Annotated in this window: 18 protein-coding genes and 1 tRNA gene; 12 read left to right on the plus strand and 7 right to left on the minus strand. The window is 60.7% G+C overall.

Annotation, left to right across the window (positions count from 1 at the left end):
- Window positions 1–2 precede the first annotated feature (2 nt).
- The 9 genes from AC2FNL_RS09525 (at window position 3) to AC2FNL_RS09565 (ending at window position 7,974) form a co-directional block, all read left to right on the plus strand.
- A tRNA-Glu gene (locus AC2FNL_RS09525) sits at window positions 3–77 on the plus strand.
- A 318-nt stretch (window positions 78–395) separates the two neighbouring features.
- Window positions 396–2,135, plus strand: coding sequence for an ABC transporter substrate-binding protein (locus tag AC2FNL_RS09530; RefSeq protein WP_093961738.1), 1,740 nt, complete (start codon window positions 396–398; stop codon window positions 2,133–2,135).
- Window positions 2,136–2,228: 93 nt separating this feature from the next.
- Window positions 2,229–3,278, plus strand: coding sequence for an ABC transporter ATP-binding protein (locus AC2FNL_RS09535; RefSeq protein WP_496833300.1), 1,050 nt, complete (start codon window positions 2,229–2,231; stop codon window positions 3,276–3,278).
- Between the two features lies 1 nt (window position 3,279).
- A complete protein-coding gene (locus AC2FNL_RS09540) occupies window positions 3,280–4,356 on the plus strand; it encodes an ABC transporter ATP-binding protein (protein WP_496833301.1) in 1,077 nt (358 codons plus the stop codon).
- Window positions 4,353–5,216, plus strand: coding sequence for a carbohydrate ABC transporter permease (locus AC2FNL_RS09545; protein ID WP_005983941.1), 864 nt, complete (start codon window positions 4,353–4,355; stop codon window positions 5,214–5,216). Before AC2FNL_RS09540 ends, AC2FNL_RS09545 begins: the two co-directional genes overlap by 4 nt.
- Complete coding sequence (locus AC2FNL_RS09550; RefSeq protein ID WP_093961735.1) at window positions 5,213–6,010, plus strand: carbohydrate ABC transporter permease; 798 nt, start codon at window positions 5,213–5,215, stop codon at window positions 6,008–6,010. The genes AC2FNL_RS09545 and AC2FNL_RS09550 overlap by 4 nt, the downstream gene beginning before the upstream one ends.
- A 146-nt stretch (window positions 6,011–6,156) precedes the next feature.
- The gene (locus AC2FNL_RS09555; RefSeq protein WP_370797609.1) at window positions 6,157–6,426 is read left to right on the plus strand and encodes a DUF2160 domain-containing protein; all 270 of its coding nucleotides are present in this window, start codon (window positions 6,157–6,159) and stop codon (window positions 6,424–6,426) included.
- A gap of 68 nt (window positions 6,427–6,494) precedes the next feature.
- Window positions 6,495–6,890, plus strand: a complete 396-nt coding sequence (locus tag AC2FNL_RS09560; RefSeq protein WP_005983946.1) for a BlaI/MecI/CopY family transcriptional regulator — start codon at window positions 6,495–6,497, stop codon at window positions 6,888–6,890.
- Window positions 6,877–7,974: a M56 family metallopeptidase gene (locus AC2FNL_RS09565; RefSeq protein WP_496833302.1), complete on the plus strand. Its 1,098-nt coding sequence runs from the start codon at window positions 6,877–6,879 to the stop codon at window positions 7,972–7,974. Before AC2FNL_RS09560 ends, AC2FNL_RS09565 begins: the two co-directional genes overlap by 14 nt.
- Here the strand turns inward: AC2FNL_RS09565 and AC2FNL_RS09570 are convergent.
- The 6 genes from AC2FNL_RS09570 to AC2FNL_RS09595 are packed head-to-tail and all read right to left on the minus strand — an operon-like array spanning window position 7,962 to window position 12,644.
- Window positions 7,962–9,122 carry an NnrS family protein gene (locus tag AC2FNL_RS09570; RefSeq protein WP_496833303.1) on the minus strand — a complete coding sequence of 387 codons (1,161 nt, stop codon included), beginning with the start codon at window positions 9,120–9,122 and terminating at the stop codon, window positions 7,962–7,964. The two genes, AC2FNL_RS09565 and AC2FNL_RS09570, sit on opposite strands and share 13 nt — an antisense overlap.
- A gap of 9 nt (window positions 9,123–9,131) precedes the next feature.
- Window positions 9,132–10,043, minus strand: coding sequence for a ubiquinone anaerobic biosynthesis protein UbiV (ubiV, locus tag AC2FNL_RS09575; protein WP_496833304.1), 912 nt, complete (start codon window positions 10,041–10,043; stop codon window positions 9,132–9,134).
- A gap of 4 nt (window positions 10,044–10,047) precedes the next feature.
- The gene (gene ubiU, locus AC2FNL_RS09580; RefSeq protein WP_496833305.1) at window positions 10,048–11,046 is read right to left on the minus strand and encodes a ubiquinone anaerobic biosynthesis protein UbiU; all 999 of its coding nucleotides are present in this window, start codon (window positions 11,044–11,046) and stop codon (window positions 10,048–10,050) included.
- Window positions 11,043–11,591 carry a ubiquinone anaerobic biosynthesis accessory factor UbiT gene (gene ubiT, locus AC2FNL_RS09585; RefSeq protein ID WP_496833306.1) on the minus strand — a complete coding sequence of 183 codons (549 nt, stop codon included), beginning with the start codon at window positions 11,589–11,591 and terminating at the stop codon, window positions 11,043–11,045. The genes ubiU and ubiT overlap by 4 nt, the downstream gene beginning before the upstream one ends.
- 27 nt (window positions 11,592–11,618) lie before the next feature.
- Complete coding sequence (locus AC2FNL_RS09590) at window positions 11,619–12,152, minus strand: DUF2478 domain-containing protein (protein WP_496833307.1); 534 nt, start codon at window positions 12,150–12,152, stop codon at window positions 11,619–11,621.
- A gap of 12 nt (window positions 12,153–12,164) precedes the next feature.
- Window positions 12,165–12,644, minus strand: coding sequence for a hemerythrin domain-containing protein (locus AC2FNL_RS09595; protein ID WP_496833309.1), 480 nt, complete (start codon window positions 12,642–12,644; stop codon window positions 12,165–12,167).
- 106 nt (window positions 12,645–12,750) lie between these two features.
- Between AC2FNL_RS09595 and AC2FNL_RS09600 the strand changes: the two genes are divergently transcribed.
- The 3 genes from AC2FNL_RS09600 (at window position 12,751) to AC2FNL_RS09610 (ending at window position 15,433) form a co-directional block, all read left to right on the plus strand.
- Window positions 12,751–13,179 (plus strand): RrF2 family transcriptional regulator, encoded by a 429-nt coding sequence (locus tag AC2FNL_RS09600; protein WP_496833311.1) that lies wholly within the window; start codon window positions 12,751–12,753, stop codon window positions 13,177–13,179.
- Between the two features lie 255 nt (window positions 13,180–13,434).
- Complete coding sequence (locus AC2FNL_RS09605; protein WP_496833313.1) at window positions 13,435–14,316, plus strand: AraC family transcriptional regulator; 882 nt, start codon at window positions 13,435–13,437, stop codon at window positions 14,314–14,316.
- A 139-nt stretch (window positions 14,317–14,455) separates the two neighbouring features.
- Window positions 14,456–15,433 (plus strand): oxidoreductase, encoded by a 978-nt coding sequence (locus AC2FNL_RS09610; protein ID WP_496833314.1) that lies wholly within the window; start codon window positions 14,456–14,458, stop codon window positions 15,431–15,433.
- Window positions 15,434–15,570: 137 nt separating this feature from the next.
- Here the strand turns inward: AC2FNL_RS09610 and AC2FNL_RS09615 are convergent, their stop codons facing one another.
- Window positions 15,571–16,404 (minus strand): DeoR/GlpR family DNA-binding transcription regulator, encoded by an 834-nt coding sequence (locus AC2FNL_RS09615; RefSeq protein ID WP_496833315.1) that lies wholly within the window; start codon window positions 16,402–16,404, stop codon window positions 15,571–15,573.
- Window positions 16,405–16,428 lie beyond the last annotated feature (24 nt).

Raw genomic sequence — 16,428 nt, forward strand, 5'->3', positions numbered from 1 at the left:
GTGGCCCGTTCGTCTATCGGTTAGGACGCCAGGTTTTCAACCTGGAAAGAGGGGTTCGATTCCCCTACGGGCTGCCATTTTCACCCTCGAGAAACGCAAATCGCGCGCTACCACTGCCGCGACTTTCTGCATCGAAATTTGCAAATCGACGGAGCGGTGTCGCTGAAAACCCATAGTGAAGGGTCATTGGCATGCTCTTTTCGCCTGGCTTATGACGCCACGTCGAGTGGGTTAAAAACCATATATTTTCAAGGCTATAGTAACTGTATGCGTTGGGTCGAACAGGCCATTTTCGCCATTTACTAATTTTTTAGTTTGACAGACTCGCGAAAAATCGCTGATGCTGTTCGTCATCCGGTTTGCGCCGGAGAACCATAAATTTTGGGAGGAGAAAGATGCGGAAACATCTTTTGTCCGCAGTGGCGGCGGCTGCCGTCATTGCGGGGCACGGTCCTGTTTGGGCCGACGAAGCCGCAGCACAGCGCTGGGTCGACGATGAATTCCAGCCATCCACCTTGTCGAAAGACGAGCAGATGGCGGAAATGCAGTGGTTCATCAAGGCTGCCGAACCGTATGCCGGGATGGAGATCAACGTTCTATCCGAAGGTATCCCAACCCACTCGTATGAATCCGAAGTTCTGACGAAGGCGTTCGAGGAAATCACCGGCATCAAGGTCAACCACCAGATCCTGGGTGAAGGTGAGGTCGTTCAGGCCGTTCAGACGCAAATGCAGACCGGACGGAACCTGTATGACGGCTATGTCAACGACAGTGACTTGATCGGTACGCACTCGCGCCTGCAGTTGGCCTATCCCCTGTCGGACATGATGGCGGGTGATTGGGCGGCGACAACCTCGCCGACGCTGGACCTGGATGACTTCATGGGCATCCAGTTCACCACCGGTCCCGACGGCAAGCTGTACCAGCTGCCCGACCAGCAATTCGCCAACCTGTACTGGTTCCGCAAGGACTGGTTCGATGACGAAGCCAACAAGGCCGCATTCAAGGAAAAATACGGCTACGATCTGGGCGTTCCGGTCAACTGGTCTGCCTACGAGGATATCGCCGAATTCTTCACCAATGACGTGAAGGAAGTCGACGGTGTCGCGATCTATGGCCACATGGACTACGGCAAGCGCGCACCTGACCTTGGCTGGCGGATGACCGACGCATGGCTGTCGATGGCCGGTGCCGGCGACAAGGGCGAGCCGAACGGTGTGCCGGTCGACGAATGGGGCATCCGCATGGAAGCGGGCACCTGTAACCCGGTCGGCGCCTCGGTGTCGCGGGGTGGTGCCGCAAACGGCCCAGCGGCCGTTTACGCGATCCGCAAATGGGACGAGTGGCTGCGGGCCTATGCGCCTCCGGGTGCGGCGTCCTATGACTTCTACCAGTCGCTGCCCGCCCTGTCGCAAGGCAACGTGGCCCAGCAGATCTTCTGGTACACAGCCTTTACCGCCGACATGGTCAAGCCCAAGTCCGAAGGCAACAACACTGTCGATGATGAGGGCAACCCGCTGTGGCGGATGGCGCCCAGCCCGCATGGCCCCTATTGGGAAGAAGGCCAGAAGGTTGGCTATCAGGATGTGGGATCGTGGACTTTCCTGAAGTCCACCCCGTCGGATCGGGCGCAGGCCGCGTGGCTGTACGCTCAGTTCGTGACGTCCAAGACTGTCGATGTGAAGAAGTCCCACGTGGGTCTGACCTTCATCCGCGACAGCTCGGTCAACCACGAGTCGTTCACCGAACGCGCACCCAAGCTGGGTGGCCTGGTCGAGTTCTACCGCTCGCCCGACCGTGTGGCGTGGTCGCCGACCGGCATCAACGTTCCCGACTATCCGAAGCTCGCCCAAATCTGGTGGCAGCAGATCGGTGACGTGAACTCTGGCGCCTTCACCCCGCAAGAGGCGATGGACCGTCTGGCTGAAGAGATGGACATCACCATGGCCCGCATGCAGGCCGCGGATGAAAGCGCCGGCGTCTACGGCGGCTGTGGTCCGCGCCTGAACGAACCGCAGGATCCGGCCTTCTGGCTGGAGAAGCCGGGCGCGCCGAAAGCCAAGCTGGAGAACGAGAAGCCGCAAGGCCAGACCGTCAACTACGAGGAACTGGTGGCACGCTGGCAGTCTCAGTAAGCCACTACTCCCCGGGGGGCGCCGGTACCGGCGCCCCTTACCAACCAAGACCAAACAGCGTTGCCACGCGCTGCGGGATCGGAACCCACGGACATGATCGAACTACAAAACGCAACCAAGCGGGTCGGCACCGTTACCCATATCAAACCTACGTCCCTGACGCTGCAGACCGGGCATTTCAACGTGCTGCTGGGCGCGACCGGGTCGGGCAAGACCTCTCTGATCAAGATGATGGCCGGGTTGGACCCGATCGCTTCGGGCAAGGTCCTGATGGATGGGCAGGACGTCACACGGCTGAATACGCAGAAGCGAAAAATCAGCCTCGTGCACCAGTTCTTCGTGAACTACCCGCATATGACTGTATTCGACAACATCGCCTCGCCCCTGCGTGTGGCAGGCATGGCGCAATCCGAGATTGAAGGACGCGTGGAAGAGGCCGCCGACCTGCTGCAACTGCGCCCGATGCTGCACCGTCGTCCGCATGAACTGTCGGGCGGCCAACAGCAACGCACCGCACTGGCCCGCGCCATCGCAAAGGACAGCCGCGCCGTGTTCCTGGATGAGCCACTGGCCAACCTGGACTACAAGCTGCGCGAGGAATTGCGCGAGCAATTGCCCGAGCTGTTCGCCGGGCGCGGCGCCGTGGTGGTCTATGCCACGTCCGAACCCGAAGAGGCGCTGCTGCTGGGCGGCTACACCGCCTTGATGGAAGACGGCCGCGTGACCCAGTTCGGTCCGACGGCCGACATCTATCGCAATCCCGAAAACCTCGCCGCCGCGCGAGTGTTCTCGGACCCCCCAATCAACGTGGCCCGCGTCACGGTCGCCGGTGCCCAAGCGCGCCTGGCCGGTGGAGGTGGATGGACTGTGTCCGGGATTGCCGATGGCGAATACATGGTCGCCGTGCGTCCGCACCGGGTCACTCCGCTCAAGGCTTCTGACGACGACGTTGAACTTACCGGCCGCGTGATCGTGACCGAGCTGTCCGGGTCCGACTCCAGCGCGCATTTCCAGCATGGCGAAGACGCCTGGGTGTCGCTGGCCGCCGGGGTCCACCCCTATCAGGTGGGCGAGAACCACACATTCTACATGAACCCGGCCCATTGCCGGTATTTCGGCCAAGACGGCAAAAGGGTGGCCTGACATGGCACAGATCAAGCTTTCAAACCTCAAACACAGCTACATGCCGTCGCCGCAAGGCCCGCAAGACTATGCGCTGAAGGAAATCGACGTGACCTGGCGTGATGGCGGGGCCTATGCACTGCTGGGGCCGTCGGGCTGCGGCAAGTCCACGCTGCTGAACATCATCTCGGGCCTGTTGACCCCGTCCGAAGGGCAGATCCTGTTCGGTGACCGTGACGTGACCGCCCTGCCCCCCGATCAACGCAACATCGCACAGGTGTTCCAGTTTCCGGTGATCTACGACACGATGACCGTGGGCGAAAACCTGGCTTTTCCGCTGAAGAACCGCGGCGTCGATCCCGCGACGATCAAGCGCCGCGTCGACGAAATCGCCGAGATGCTGGATGTCACCGACATGCTGAACACCCGCGCCAGCGGCCTCAGCCCGGACAACAAGCAGAAGATCTCGATGGGTCGCGGTCTGGTCCGCGACGACGTGAACGCGGTGATGTTCGACGAGCCGTTGACCGTGATCGACCCGCATCTGAAATGGAAGCTGCGGTCCAAGCTGAAAGAGCTGCACCAGCGCGTCAAGGCGACGATGATCTATGTCACACACGACCAGACCGAAGCGCTGACCTTCGCCGACGAGGTGGTTGTGATGCAGGAAGGCGAAGTGGTCCAGATCGGCACCCCGGTCGAGCTGTTCGAGCGCCCTCAGCACACATTCGTCGGCCATTTCATCGGCTCGCCCGGCATGAACGTACTGCCCTGCGAGGCGCGGGGCGATCGCGCCCTGTTCGAAGGGCATGAGGTGGTGCTGGAAGGTCCGGTCAGCGGCAGTGGCGGCCGCACAGATCTGGGTATCCGGCCCGAATATGTGGGCTTTGGCCCCGAGGGCATTCCGGCCCATGTCACCAAGGTGGCCGATATCGGGCGGCATTTTGTGGTCAGTGCCATGGTCGGCAACACCGCGTTGAAGGCGGTGACCGAACACGCGGCCCCCGAGCCCGGATCGCAAGTTTTTCTGCAATTCAAACCTGAACAGACGCGCGTCTATCGCGACGGCTGGATCGCAACCGAGGAGCGCGCCCGATGAGAACGGAAAACCAGAAAGCGTGGTTCTTTGTCCTGCCGGTGCTGGCGCTGGTGGCGTTCAACGCGCTGGTGCCGATGATGACGGTGGTCAACTACTCGGTGCAGGAAACCTTCGGCAACAACCAGTTCTTCTGGGAAGGCCTGGGCTGGTTCGAACAGATCCTGCGGTCTGACCGCTTCCAGGCGGCGCTGGGGCGGCAGTTCCTCTTCACCGCGCTGATCCTGATGATCGAGGTGCCGCTGGGCATCATCGTGGCCCTGTCGATGCCGCGCAAGGGCTTCTGGGTGCCGGTCTGCCTGGTCCTGATGGCCCTGCCGATGCTGATCCCGTGGAACGTGGTCGGCTCGATGTGGAACATCTTCACCCTGCCAAAGATCGGCCTGCTGGGGTATTTCCTGAACGACGTACTGGGCATCAACTATGACATGACCCAACAGCCGCTGTCGGCCTGGATCACCATCGTGGTGATGGATGTCTGGCACTGGACCTCGCTGGTGGTGCTGCTGTGCTATGCCGGTCTGGTGTCGATCCCCGACGCCTATTACCAGGCGGCCAAGATCGATGGTGCAAGCCCCTGGTCGGTGTTCCGCTATATCCAGCTGCCCAAAATGAAGACGGTTCTGACCATCGCGGTTCTGCTGCGGTTCATGGACAGTTTCAACATCTACACCGAACCGTTCGTTCTGACCGGGGGCGGCCCCGGCAACTCGACCACCCTGCTGTCGATCGACCTGGTGAAGATCGCACTGGGACAGTTCGACCTCGGCCCCGCGGCCGCGATGAGCCTGATCTATTTCGCCATCACTCTGCTGGTTTCCTGGGTCTTCTACACCCTCATGACAAAGGATGACGCGCAATGAAGAAGCGGTCTCTCATCCCGATCCTATATATCGCGTTCCTGATGCTGCCGATCTATTGGCTGGTGGCGATGTCCTTCAAGACCACGAACGAGATCCTGTCAGGCTTTTCCCTGTTTCCCCAGACTTTTACGCTGGAGAATTACATCACCATCTTCACCGATCCGACGTGGTATTGGGGCTATATCAACTCGATCACGTATGTGACGTTGAACACGATCCTGTCGGTCTGCGTGGCCTTGCCCGCGGCCTACGCGTTCTCGCGCTATAGGTTCCTGGGCGACAAGCAGCTTTTCTTCTGGCTGCTGACCAACCGCATGGCCCCGGCGGCCGTGTTCGCCCTGCCCTTCTTCCAGCTGTATTCGTCGATCCATCTGTTCGACACCTATCTGGCGGTGGCACTGGCGCACACTCTGTTCAACGTGCCGCTGGCGGTGTGGATCCTGGAAGGCTTCATGCGCGGCATCCCGAAAGAGCTGGATGAAACCGCCTATGTCGACGGCTATTCCTTCCCCCGGTTCTTCGTCACGATCTTCCTGCCCAACATCAAGGCGGGCGTGGGCGTGGCGGCGTTCTTCTGCTTCATGTTCTCGTGGGTGGAAATGCTGCTGGCCAAGACCCTGACAGCGGTTGAGGCCAAACCCATCGCCGCCGTGATGACCCGCACCGCGTCCAGCGCAGGCTACGAGCTGGGTCTGCTGGCCGCCGCCGGCACCCTGACCATCATCCCCGGCGCCATCGTCATCTGGTTTGTCCGCAACTACATCGCGCGCGGTTTCGCGATGGGACGTGTATGAGGTTCGACATGCGCAAACTCCTTCTCTCCCTCTCCCTGTTCGCCCCTTCCCCGGCACTGGCGCAAGCCAAGGCCGGCTGGGGCAATGTCGGTCAGGAAGAACCCAAGGGCTTTTCCTGGACCGACCCGCTGTGGCCCGACTTCTGGATGGCCTGGACCCCGGCAACGCTGGCGGTTTTCGTGGGCATCTTCTCGGCCATCGCCCTGATCGGCGTGCTCGAGGTGGTCAAGTTTCGCGACGGGATCGAACGCCGGGGCGTGCTGGGCCTGACCACCACGTTGGGCGACCGGCTGTTCATCACCCTGCTGGGCTCGGCCTATATCTTTCTGGCCTGGCTGGGGCTGGTCGGCCAACCGGTCTGGACCCCGCTTTTCCTGTCGATCGGCTGGGGCATTTTCGTTTTCTGGAAAGTTTAGGCTTTGCGTAACCGTGAAAGGATGCTTGTCTGGCGAGCATAACAGGCAAAATGGTGACACCGAGACCGATGCGAAAGAGAAAGACAGGAAATCTGCTGACCGAGGTCGAACTGGAGTTCATGAACGAGCTCTGGGCACTTGGCGAAGGCTCGGTGCGCGACGTGCTGGACCGGCTGCCGCCCGAGCGGAACCTGGCCTACACCTCGGGCGCGACGATCCTGCGCATCCTGGATGAAAAGGGATTTGTCCAGAGCCGCAAGGACGGCAAAACCCTGATCTACCGGCCGCTGCTTGAGAAGGACACTTATCAGGCGCGGTCGCTGCAGAACCTGTCCCGCACGTTGTTCGATGACACCCCGGCCTCGCTGGTGGCACGACTTGTCGACGACGCCGGCCTGACCGAAGCTGATCTGGAGGAAATTCGAGCACTGGTAGAGAGGAGACTGCAAAATGACAGCGGTTAAACCGGTTCTCGATGTATTTCTCGACCTGAACGTGGTGCTGGTTCTTTCGGCACTCATCTGGTTGGGCGCCCGCATGGCCGTAGCCCGAACGCGCCTGCGGCACGACTACATGACACAGCTGCGCGTGCTGAAGGTTCTTTGCGTCTGCGTCATGCTCAGCCCTGTTCTGGCCCTTGGGGTCACGGCAGCCGCCGGTTTTTTCTGGCCGGGTCAGGCCGTTTCCATCGGTGATATTGCGGTAGCGGCCTATTTGCGCGGTGAAATCGCGATGCCGGCTACACAATTCGAAGCTCTGCTGAACACGCGTGAACGTTGGGTCGACACGGTACTGTCCGGACAAAGCGCCCTTGTGACGGCCGCCTTGGTGCTGCTGGCCCTGGCCGCCCTCCGGATGCTGGTCCGCACCGTCCGGGATGCGCTGGCAATCCGCGACACGGTGGTTTCAAGCTTCCTGTGGCGGCGGTCGGCCAACGTGGACATTCGCTTGTCCGATCGGATCACGGTTCCATTTGCCGTGCGCGGGGCGCGTCGTCGCCACGTTGTTCTGCCCAGCCATCTGCTGGACACCCCCCGTGAACTGCGATTTGCCCTAGCGCATGAATTGCAGCACGTTCGCGCCCGGGACGTCGAATGGGAGATTGCGTTTGAGGCCGTGCGACCGCTGCTGTTCTGGAACCCTGCCTACTGGGCGTTGAAATACCAGTTCGGCCGACTGCGCGAACTGGCCTGCGACCAGTCCGTCGTCACCCGGCGCGGGATCGACGCGCGCGACTATACCGACTGCCTGCTGGACTATTGCGCCCGCACTGTCGCACAAGGCCGGCCGCGGGTTTTGAACGTGGCGCTGGTCTCCGGTGGCAAGGCCAAACGGGTTCTGAAACAGCGCGTGATCGCGCTGGCCGATGCGCCCTCGTTCTCGGCACCGTTGCCGGCAATCTTCATGGGTTCAGCCCTGCTGTTCGCTGTTCTGCTGGCCTTGGGTGCAGCCACGATCCGCCAGACTCAGGATTGGAGCCATGACCGGCTGATGCTGTCGACCGTCGTGAACCTTGAACGGCTCGAGGCACGCAATCAGGACAATTGATCGGCGACGCCAGGATCCATCCTGTTGCTGGCCTGACCGCTGAACACCGGTCGCTCGAGTGGGCGGCCTAGCGCTTGAACGTGCCGCCGGAGAAACACGGCCCAACACGCTCCCCAAGCCAGGGCTGCGGGCACGTCTGCAGAGGACGCCCGCAAAAACGCGGCAAGGCACAACAAGGCATATCCGATACCATCAATCGCACTGGGGCGCAGCCGGCCGCAACGGCGCGCGACGGCACGGGCAGCTACGGCATAGATCGCGCAGCTGACCGCTCCGACCGTCAGAACGTGCAACGCATCAGGCGCCGCCAGCAAGTCGGGGAAATACAGGGAAGCCGCCAACAGAGACATACCAGCGGGCAACCACGCAAAGGCCATATGAAGCATCGCCAGCAGACCATCCTGTCGAACTGCCATTGAATGCCAGAGCCACAGACGACCACCCTCGCACCCCGCGCAGATCACAAGCAGGACCCCGATAAGCGGACCATCGGCGACGGAAACAAGCCCGACAAGCACCGCGGCCAAAGCCAGAGCTGCCGCCGAAGCGTCCCCCAATGCCCTCGCGCGCCGAAACTGACGCGCGGTGGTTGGGCATTGGTGCGTCCAATTCCATGTGAATGCAGCGATCATGCGCCCCCCGACAACCGAAACCAAAAGTGCCACAAGCAAAACTGAGGAGAAGGACGGCGCAGACCCAGTTAGATAGGCAAGCTGGCAGATGACCAAGAAAAGGGCAAAAAGCGCCTGCAGTCCTCCGGCAACCGCCTGCGCGCGCAGTGCAGCCCAAGCGAGACGACCAGCGAGAAAGAGCAAGAACGCCGCGCCCGTTGGGACGATGAACATGGGTTCGCCCCCAAGCGCACCGATGGCGGCCAATCGGCACATCGCCCAAAGCGCGAACAGCAACAATGTGCCGGTTGGCGAGACAGACTCGCCCCCCGACCAGCTGCGTATCGCCGTCAGCGAATAGCCCGCAAATGCCGCGCCGACGAAGCCGAACAGCATCTCATGCGCATGCCAAGCCCACAGCCCCGGCAACGGCGACCAATGGGTGATGAAATCCTGCCCCAGAAACAGGCCGCTCACCCCCAGAAGGGCAGCCGCCCCCGCCGCAGGAAACATAATCCGATGAGGCGAGGACAGCATGGTTTCCGATCATGCAAGGGACGCCTGGGCTATCCTGCGATAGCCGGCCTGACCGTGGTAGAACCCATTGCTGAACGGCGTATCCGCACAAACCTGCCGCAACCGGGCTTCGGCCGCCTCGGTAGACATGCTTTGATCCAGCACCGCCCGGTAAACCTCGGCGACGGTGACCATGTCCACGGCCTGCGGCATCAACCGCAAATGGCTCACGCCATCGGCAACCAGTTGCGGCAGCTCCTGCAGCAGGATCAGATACCCTTCGGATTGGGTCTGGATCCCGTTGATGCGCAGGATCGGCTGCTCATCCCTCGTACGCAGCGGCATCCCGTCGGGGTCTTCTTCGCAGACGAATTGGCAATTGTCCTTTGTCCGCCCGTGCGAGCGCGCATGATAGCACCGCGCCGAAACGGCCAGCGACGCCCGCCCAAAGACCTGCACTTCAACCCCAAGGCCCATGTCGCGCGCCATTCGCGCCGCGACGGCGATCGAGGGCGCTGGCAACTCGGTGGGCAGGCAGACATGCGTCGCCCCCTTTGACGCCATCCAGCGGATTGTAACCTCGTTATAGGCATTCATGAACGGGCCGATGCGATGCGGTCGCGTACCGCGTGCATACAGTCCCGCAGCGTTGTTGATTTCGATCTCGGGCGCATCCATTTCGGACAGGTCTTCGGTGGCCTTGCGCTCTCGTTTCAGCATCACTTCGGCCAAGGAGGACAGGATCACCTTTTTGCCAGCCCGTTCGAGCCTTTCGATGATGGACGGCAGATCAGCCTCTTGGAACGGGGCGCGTTTTGAACAGATGACCTCGCCCAGATAGACCTCATCCACCGGAGCTTCGTCGGCGACACGCGCATAGAAATTCCGACGTTGGTCGGCCGACCAGTGATAGGATATCGGACCCAATGTAAGTTTCGTCATCGTTTCACCGCCATTTCTTCGTGGCAAAAGCGCCTTGCGTCTGTTTCTGACCCTCGGTCAGCGCGACGAGGTTCCCGATATCCGCTTCGCGACCCGCCCGGATATCGTCGACAGCGTGTCGAAATGCAGACACCACGGACCGGACATAACTCTTGGACCTTTGCCGCCCTTCGATCTTGAACGCATGCACCCCGGCATCGATCAACTCGGGCAGAAGTCGGGCCAGATTCAGGCTGATCGGTTCCTCGAACGCATAGTACCCGTCCGGGCGATGAGCGACCTGATAGCGGCCTTTGCAAATCGTCGGATAACCGGCCTTCTCATCTGGCCCGAACCGGTCGATGGTAAATCCAGCCAACTTCGATGACATCGAACCATCGGCATCGCGCACGTACTCCACGTCAGACGCCGGCGAACAGACGCCATCGAGGTTCGTGGACTGCCCGGTCAGATAGTTCGTCAGGCTGCAGCGCCCTTCGACCATCAGACCGTGGTTTCCGAAGATGAAGGTTTCGATCTCACAGGGGATTTCTTTTCGGATCTGCCGGATCTCGGGAATGGTCAGAATACGCGGCAGGACTAAGCGTTTGACACCGAAATTCTCGCAGTAGTAGCGGATCGCCTCGGGTGACGACGCAGCAGCCTGCACCGACAGGTGCAAGCGTACCTGTGGATGGGTTCGGGCGATGTAGTCGGCTACGCCCATATCAGCCACGATGAAGGCATCAACACCGATCCGCGCACCGGTGTCGGCAGCGTGCCGCCAGAGGTCGACCTTTCCCGCCGGGGGATAAGTGTTGAGTGCCAGAAGGACTTTGGCGCCCTTGGCATGGGCATAGGAGACCGCCTCCTCCAATTCCTGCGGCGTGAAATTCAGTCCAGGAAAATTCCGGGCGTTGGTGGCGTCCTGAAAGCCGCAATAGACGGCGTCGGCCCCCGCATCGACTGCCGTGCGCAGGGCAGCAGGAGTTCCGGCGGGGCATATCAATTCGGCGAGGCTCATGAAGCGGTCGCTCCTTCTACTTCTTGGTAATTTCGGCGCAACCGGGACAGAATGGCGCGACCAGGCGGGCCGAACATGTCCGCAGCCTCCTGAGCGATGGATCCATCCATGTCGTCCAATGCATTACGCAAACGAACGACAGCCTCGGTATCTCCTGTGATCTCCAAATCGCGCGAGAAAAAGGCTGCGTCGCCGTCCTGTTCCGCATCAACCAGTTCCAACAGCAGCAGGAACCGCCCTCGTATAACTGCTGTGGCGTCAGGCAGCATCGACCGCGGCACGGCGCGAAAGCTCAGGTTCTGAGGATCCGGGCGCAGATGCAGCGCGAACGGCAGCTCGATCGGGTCGATCAGGAAATCGGCGCTTTGATACGGGCCAAGCCGGGCGAATAGCGCAGGGTGTTCCTGCGCGACCCTACGGACCACCCGCGCGAGAATGGGCTGAACCGCCAAACAGGCCAAACGCGAGACGATTGCCTGTCCCGGCGGCTTTGGCCTGTTCGTTGTCTGTGTTGGGCTCACCATATGCTGCATGTACTGCCTCATCCGTTTGGCTGTTGTATTTGTGCGGGTTCAACCCGGTGCCGCCGTGTTTCGGCCTTGCGCGATGGACCATCGGCACCATTCGACCACAACGTCCTCAAGGGGCGGCAGGAGCTTGGCGGTTCCTCCGGCAAACTGATCGAAGGCGGCGCGATGGGTGTTGCTCACGCCGATCAGGACCGGAATATCCCGCGCCAAGGCCTCGGCTATGAGGGTGCGAAATCCGCGGCCCTCGCTCTCGCTGAGTCCGAACTTATTCAGCAGAACGATATCGCAACCGTCATCTCGCAACCGAGCGGTCGCGATGCCGACCACGTCTTCGATCGCACCGGCGTCCATGCGACACGCGCCTGAGCCCGAACCCAGATCCTGCGTGATCCGGATATTGGGGCCATGCGGCAGCAGTCCAAGCGTTGTCTCACAAAACTGGGTGCCAGTGTCCGGAATGTTCACACGCAGCGCTCCGAGCAAGCGCAGACCTTCTTCCTGCAATCGCGCGGCAACTGCCGCCAGCAAATGATCCGTTCCGCCTGCCCCACTTGCGTCGACACCTGCCAGAAGCATGATTGAACCCCTCTACCGTTCGAACCGTGGAAACAGGACCTGGTTTTCAAGCACCATGTGCCGGTCAAGATCCGCCAGAAGGTTCCGCAGCCCGTCGTAAAGCCGTCGCCAAGACCCGCAGGCATGTGCGGGCGGTGTCAGGTCATGGGTGATATGCCGGATCAGAGCGATACTCTCGGCGTGACCATCGTGATCGGCGCGCATAACTCGGATCGGGTTTTCGATCCCTTCCATGCCGCCCATGCGCATGGCAGGAAACAGGACGATCTCCTCTTTTGCCATGTGCGTTTCCATTTCGGCCGCCAGTTCGGCCAGCGCGCGGACCAACCCTCGGGGGGCTTGGGGATCGTCTCGGTGAACCAAGGCCACGCGTTCAGCAAGATGTTGAAGCTGCTGAAGCTCGGTTCGGTGTGTTTCGTGATACCGTGTGAGGATGTGATCAATCAGGGCGCCTGTCTCAAGATCAGCTTCGTGCTTATCGAAGTTCGTCATGGTTCGTGCTTTCAGGGTTCACGACCCGAGCATCTCGAATCGGAGTTTGATTTGCGCATTCTGTTTTGCTAATACGCATAGAAAATACCGATTGGAAAACGCGACCATGCGCCTCACCTCATTCACTGACTATGGTCTCCGCATTCTGATGCGGCTGGCCGGCAGCCCGGACCGCCCGTTTTCAACCGGCGAACTTGCGGATGAATTCAAGGTGTCACGCACCCATCTCGCCAAGGTCATTTCGGCGCTGGCCAATGCCGGTTACCTCAATACGCGACGCGGCGGTGGCGGCGGGGCCGTCCTGTCTCGCCCGGCGTCGGACATCCGCTTGGGCGACGTAGTGCGCGCCTTGGAGACCGGGCAACCAATCGTTGAGTGTTTCTCGGCCGATGGCAGTGCGTGCACCCTGACACCAAGCTGCCTTTTGAAAGACCGGCTGAAGCAAGCCGAGCAGGCGTTTTTTGACGACCTGAACCAGGCAACACTGGCTGATTGCATCTATCGTCCGCCGTGGGAGGTTTCGGCGGCAGAATAGCAGCTGGCCTGCCCCTTCCGACAATTCGCCCGGGTTCTCTCAGAACCAATCAAGCTGCGAACACGGTTACGTTGGTGCTTAGAGCGGTTAGATCAGATGCCCTCCAATCTCGGCAGCGACGGTCAACCGAACGCCTCTGGAAATTCAGCTAGCTGTTTCTCCGGCGGACTTGCCTGATCCTCCGAATAACAACCCGAAACTCTTGTGCGGATAAATGCAGGTTGTAGTCTTGGCGGACTGGCCGGAGAGATCCCATTGGAACTGCAGAGACTCCTTGACGACGCCAAGGCGCTGATTAACGAGGCCCAATTGGATGACGGCTTCTGGCCCTGTGGTGTGCGGGACATGGTATTGGCGCAGACGCGCCATTCCAAACGCCCGTCATGCTCGGTCGTTGAACCCATGATCGGGCTTGTGCTTCAGGGCAGCAAGTCGGTTCAGTACGGAACCGAGCATGTCCGCTATGACGCAGGGGACGTCATTGTCGTGGGAAGCGCCCTGCCAATGGTCTCGGGCCTTGTGGATGCCTCGCCCGAAAACCCCTACATCGCCCTGTATCTCGGCATCGACATGCGCGTATTGCGGGGCGTCTACACCGACATGGGCGGCACCTCGCTGGACGATGCGGGGCCGGCCTTGGAAAGCGGTCAGGCCGATGTGGAAGTCATTGATTCATTTGCACGTCTTTTCCGTTTGCGCCGAGATCCGATCGCAGAGCAAACGCTGGGGGCCGCCGCCGTCCGCGAGGTTTATTTCCGGGTTCTGCGCAGCGACAAAGGGCGCGCGCTGCGCCGTATCATCCGCGCCGACAGCAAGGCCAACCAGGTCGCCAAGGCAATCGCGCATATCCGCAAAGAGTACCGCTCGACAATCAAAGCCTCGGACCTTGCCGCGATCTCGGGCATGAGCGCGTCGGTATTCTATGACGCTTTCAAACGGGTCACGGCCAACAGTCCGCTGCAGTTCCAGAAAGACCTGCGCCTGACCGAAGCCTTCCAACTGCTTCAGCAGACGGGAACGCCTGTATCGCGTGTTGCACACGCGGTTGGGTATGAAAGCCCGGCCCAATTCAGCCGTGAGTTCGCCAAGAAATTTGGCGTTCCGCCCCGAGAGCTGACCCGGGATCACGTGACCTGAGCTGCACGCTTTGCTCTTGGGTTTCGGAGAATCGAGCAAGAGTTGAGGAGGAAGCTCTGTGTTCCGCCCGGAGCGGACAGGTTAGGTTCATTCAGTACGCAACCGGGCGATGTTGCCCCCGAAATCGCAAGGATACCTGATGGCAGTCTCCGACCAAGTTCCTACAAATTCCGGATTTCACGCAAAAAGCACGGCGGCCGAAGTGCTGGCCGATATCGACCTGACCGGAAAGACCGCAATCGTAACCGGTGGCTACAGCGGTATTGGCCTCGAAACCGTCCGCGCCCTTGCCGACAAGGGGGCCGCAGTGATTGTTCCCGTACGCTCGGAAATCAAAGCTCGGGAGAGCCTGGCAAGCGTGGAAGGTCATGTCAGGACCGCACCGATGGACCTGGCGGATCTGGGATCAGTCCGACGGTTTGCCACGACGGTATCCAGCGACTTGCAAAACCTGGATCTGCTGATCAACAACGCCGGGATCATGGCGTGCCCAGAGGCCCGTGTTGGACCCGGTTGGGAATCCCAATTCGGTATCTGCCACATGGGCCACTTTGCCCTGACCAAGTTACTGCTGCCGCTTTTGGAGCAAACACCGGGCGCGCGGGTCGTGGCTCTCTCCTCAACCGCGCACAAGATTTGTGACGTCCATTGGAATGATATCCAGTTCGAAAAGACGGACTACGACAAATGGCAGGCCTATGGGCAAGCAAAGACCGCAAATGCGTTGTTTGCCAACGCCCTGTCCCGCCGTTTGGCAGCGACCGGCGGGTTGGCGTTTTCGGTACATCCCGGTGGGATTTTCACCCCTCTGCAACGGCACCTGCCGAAGGAAGAGATGATCGCACTGGGTTGGCTGAACGAGGATGGCGAGCCGTCCGAATTGGCCAAGGAGGGTTTCAAGACGCCCGAACAGGGCGCGTCAACAACGGTTTGGGCGGCGACGTCGCCAAAGCTGGTTGGCAAACCCGGGGTTTATTGCGAGGACGCTGACATTGCAGCCCCAACCGACCCCAACAGCCCGACGGCCCGATATTTCGGGGTCAACGCACATGCCTGCGATGACACATCGGCTGAAAACCTGTGGGAGATCAGCGAACGGCTACTGCAAGAGGCCTGATGCCCGCGCAATGCGGTTGGGATGATCCCGGCCGGACTGCGCTTTTGGGCGATAAGACAGCGCCAGGGTTTCAGACCACAATTTCGCCCCCTAGCCCTCTGCGCAGAAGGTCCTGGCCCGGGCTGGACCCCAACGGTTCAAGCCAGAGCCTGCTCGGGCGCTGGATCGGCGATCAACAGTTCGACATCTGACACGCCCAGCGCCACGGCCAACTGGCTTGGCGGGACCGTGTCGACGATCAACGTGTCCAAATCCGACAGTTCGCACACTTTGTGCAACTGCTTGTGATTGAACTTCTGGGCATCCAGCAGAAGATGGCGTTCCGCAGAACGGCCCAGCATCGCGCGTTTGACGGCGGCGATATCACCGATCGGTTCGCTGGGTCCATCCTCGGACAACCCCGAAGCGCCGATCATGCATCGATCGACATTGAACCGGCCCAGAAACTCCAGCGTTTCGTAACCAACGACCGCAGCCTCAGCGGCAAGATAAGCACCGGGGCAAACAATAACCTCGGCCGCGCTGCCGCCCAGTGTCACGGCCACCGGAATCGAATTCGTGATGACAGTGCAACGTATGTCGCGAAATGCCAGTGAGCGCGCCAGTTGTGCGGTTGTCGAGCCCGAGTCGATCATGACCGTCTCACCTTCACGCACAAGGCCAGCGGCGGCGTTTCCGATCCGCTCGCGTTCGGCAACCCGGGCCGCATTGCGCTCGTCCAGACTGAGATAATGCCCTTGCACCGGCGCCGACGCACCACCGTGCGCACGCGCAATCAGGCCGTCTTCGGCCAGCGCGTCAAAATCTCTGCGGACGGTCTCGGTGGATACGTCGAAACTGCGGGCCAGATCACTGATGCGCACGTGCGGGCGCAGCTTGAGTTCAAGCAGGATACGTTGACGACGATCGGATTTTTTCAGCCGATCCCGCCCTTTCTTGCTCTGTTTCTGACGTGTTTTGGCCTTTGACATCTCATTGACCCGGCTAGACGATAA

The sequence above is a fragment of the Ruegeria sp. CRTD044 genome, from assembly GCF_059613485.1.

Bases quoted from the DNA above. Each gene is read 5' to 3' on its own strand.
- AC2FNL_RS09530 (WP_093961738.1), top strand. From the start codon at position 396: ATGCGGAAACATCTTTTGTCCGCAGTGGCGGCGGCTGCCGTCATTGCG.
- AC2FNL_RS09535 (WP_496833300.1), top strand. From the start codon at position 2,229: ATGATCGAACTACAAAACGCAACCAAGCGGGTCGGCACCGTTACCCAT.
- AC2FNL_RS09540 (WP_496833301.1), top strand. From the start codon at position 3,280: ATGGCACAGATCAAGCTTTCAAACCTCAAACACAGCTACATGCCGTCG.
- AC2FNL_RS09545 (WP_005983941.1), top strand. From the start codon at position 4,353: ATGAGAACGGAAAACCAGAAAGCGTGGTTCTTTGTCCTGCCGGTGCTG.
- AC2FNL_RS09550 (WP_093961735.1), top strand. From the start codon at position 5,213: ATGAAGAAGCGGTCTCTCATCCCGATCCTATATATCGCGTTCCTGATG.
- AC2FNL_RS09555 (WP_370797609.1), top strand. From the start codon at position 6,157: ATGGCCTGGACCCCGGCAACGCTGGCGGTTTTCGTGGGCATCTTCTCG.
- AC2FNL_RS09560 (WP_005983946.1), top strand. From the start codon at position 6,495: ATGCGAAAGAGAAAGACAGGAAATCTGCTGACCGAGGTCGAACTGGAG.
- AC2FNL_RS09565 (WP_496833302.1), top strand. From the start codon at position 6,877: ATGACAGCGGTTAAACCGGTTCTCGATGTATTTCTCGACCTGAACGTG.
- AC2FNL_RS09570 (WP_496833303.1), bottom strand. From the start codon at position 9,122: ATGCTGTCCTCGCCTCATCGGATTATGTTTCCTGCGGCGGGGGCGGCT.
- ubiV (WP_496833304.1), bottom strand. From the start codon at position 10,043: ATGACGAAACTTACATTGGGTCCGATATCCTATCACTGGTCGGCCGAC.
- ubiU (WP_496833305.1), bottom strand. From the start codon at position 11,046: ATGAGCCTCGCCGAATTGATATGCCCCGCCGGAACTCCTGCTGCCCTG.
- ubiT (WP_496833306.1), bottom strand. From the start codon at position 11,591: ATGAGGCAGTACATGCAGCATATGGTGAGCCCAACACAGACAACGAAC.
- AC2FNL_RS09590 (WP_496833307.1), bottom strand. From the start codon at position 12,152: ATGCTTCTGGCAGGTGTCGACGCAAGTGGGGCAGGCGGAACGGATCAT.
- AC2FNL_RS09595 (WP_496833309.1), bottom strand. From the start codon at position 12,644: ATGACGAACTTCGATAAGCACGAAGCTGATCTTGAGACAGGCGCCCTG.
- AC2FNL_RS09600 (WP_496833311.1), top strand. From the start codon at position 12,751: ATGCGCCTCACCTCATTCACTGACTATGGTCTCCGCATTCTGATGCGG.
- AC2FNL_RS09610 (WP_496833314.1), top strand. From the start codon at position 14,456: ATGGCAGTCTCCGACCAAGTTCCTACAAATTCCGGATTTCACGCAAAA.
- AC2FNL_RS09615 (WP_496833315.1), bottom strand. From the start codon at position 16,404: ATGTCAAAGGCCAAAACACGTCAGAAACAGAGCAAGAAAGGGCGGGAT.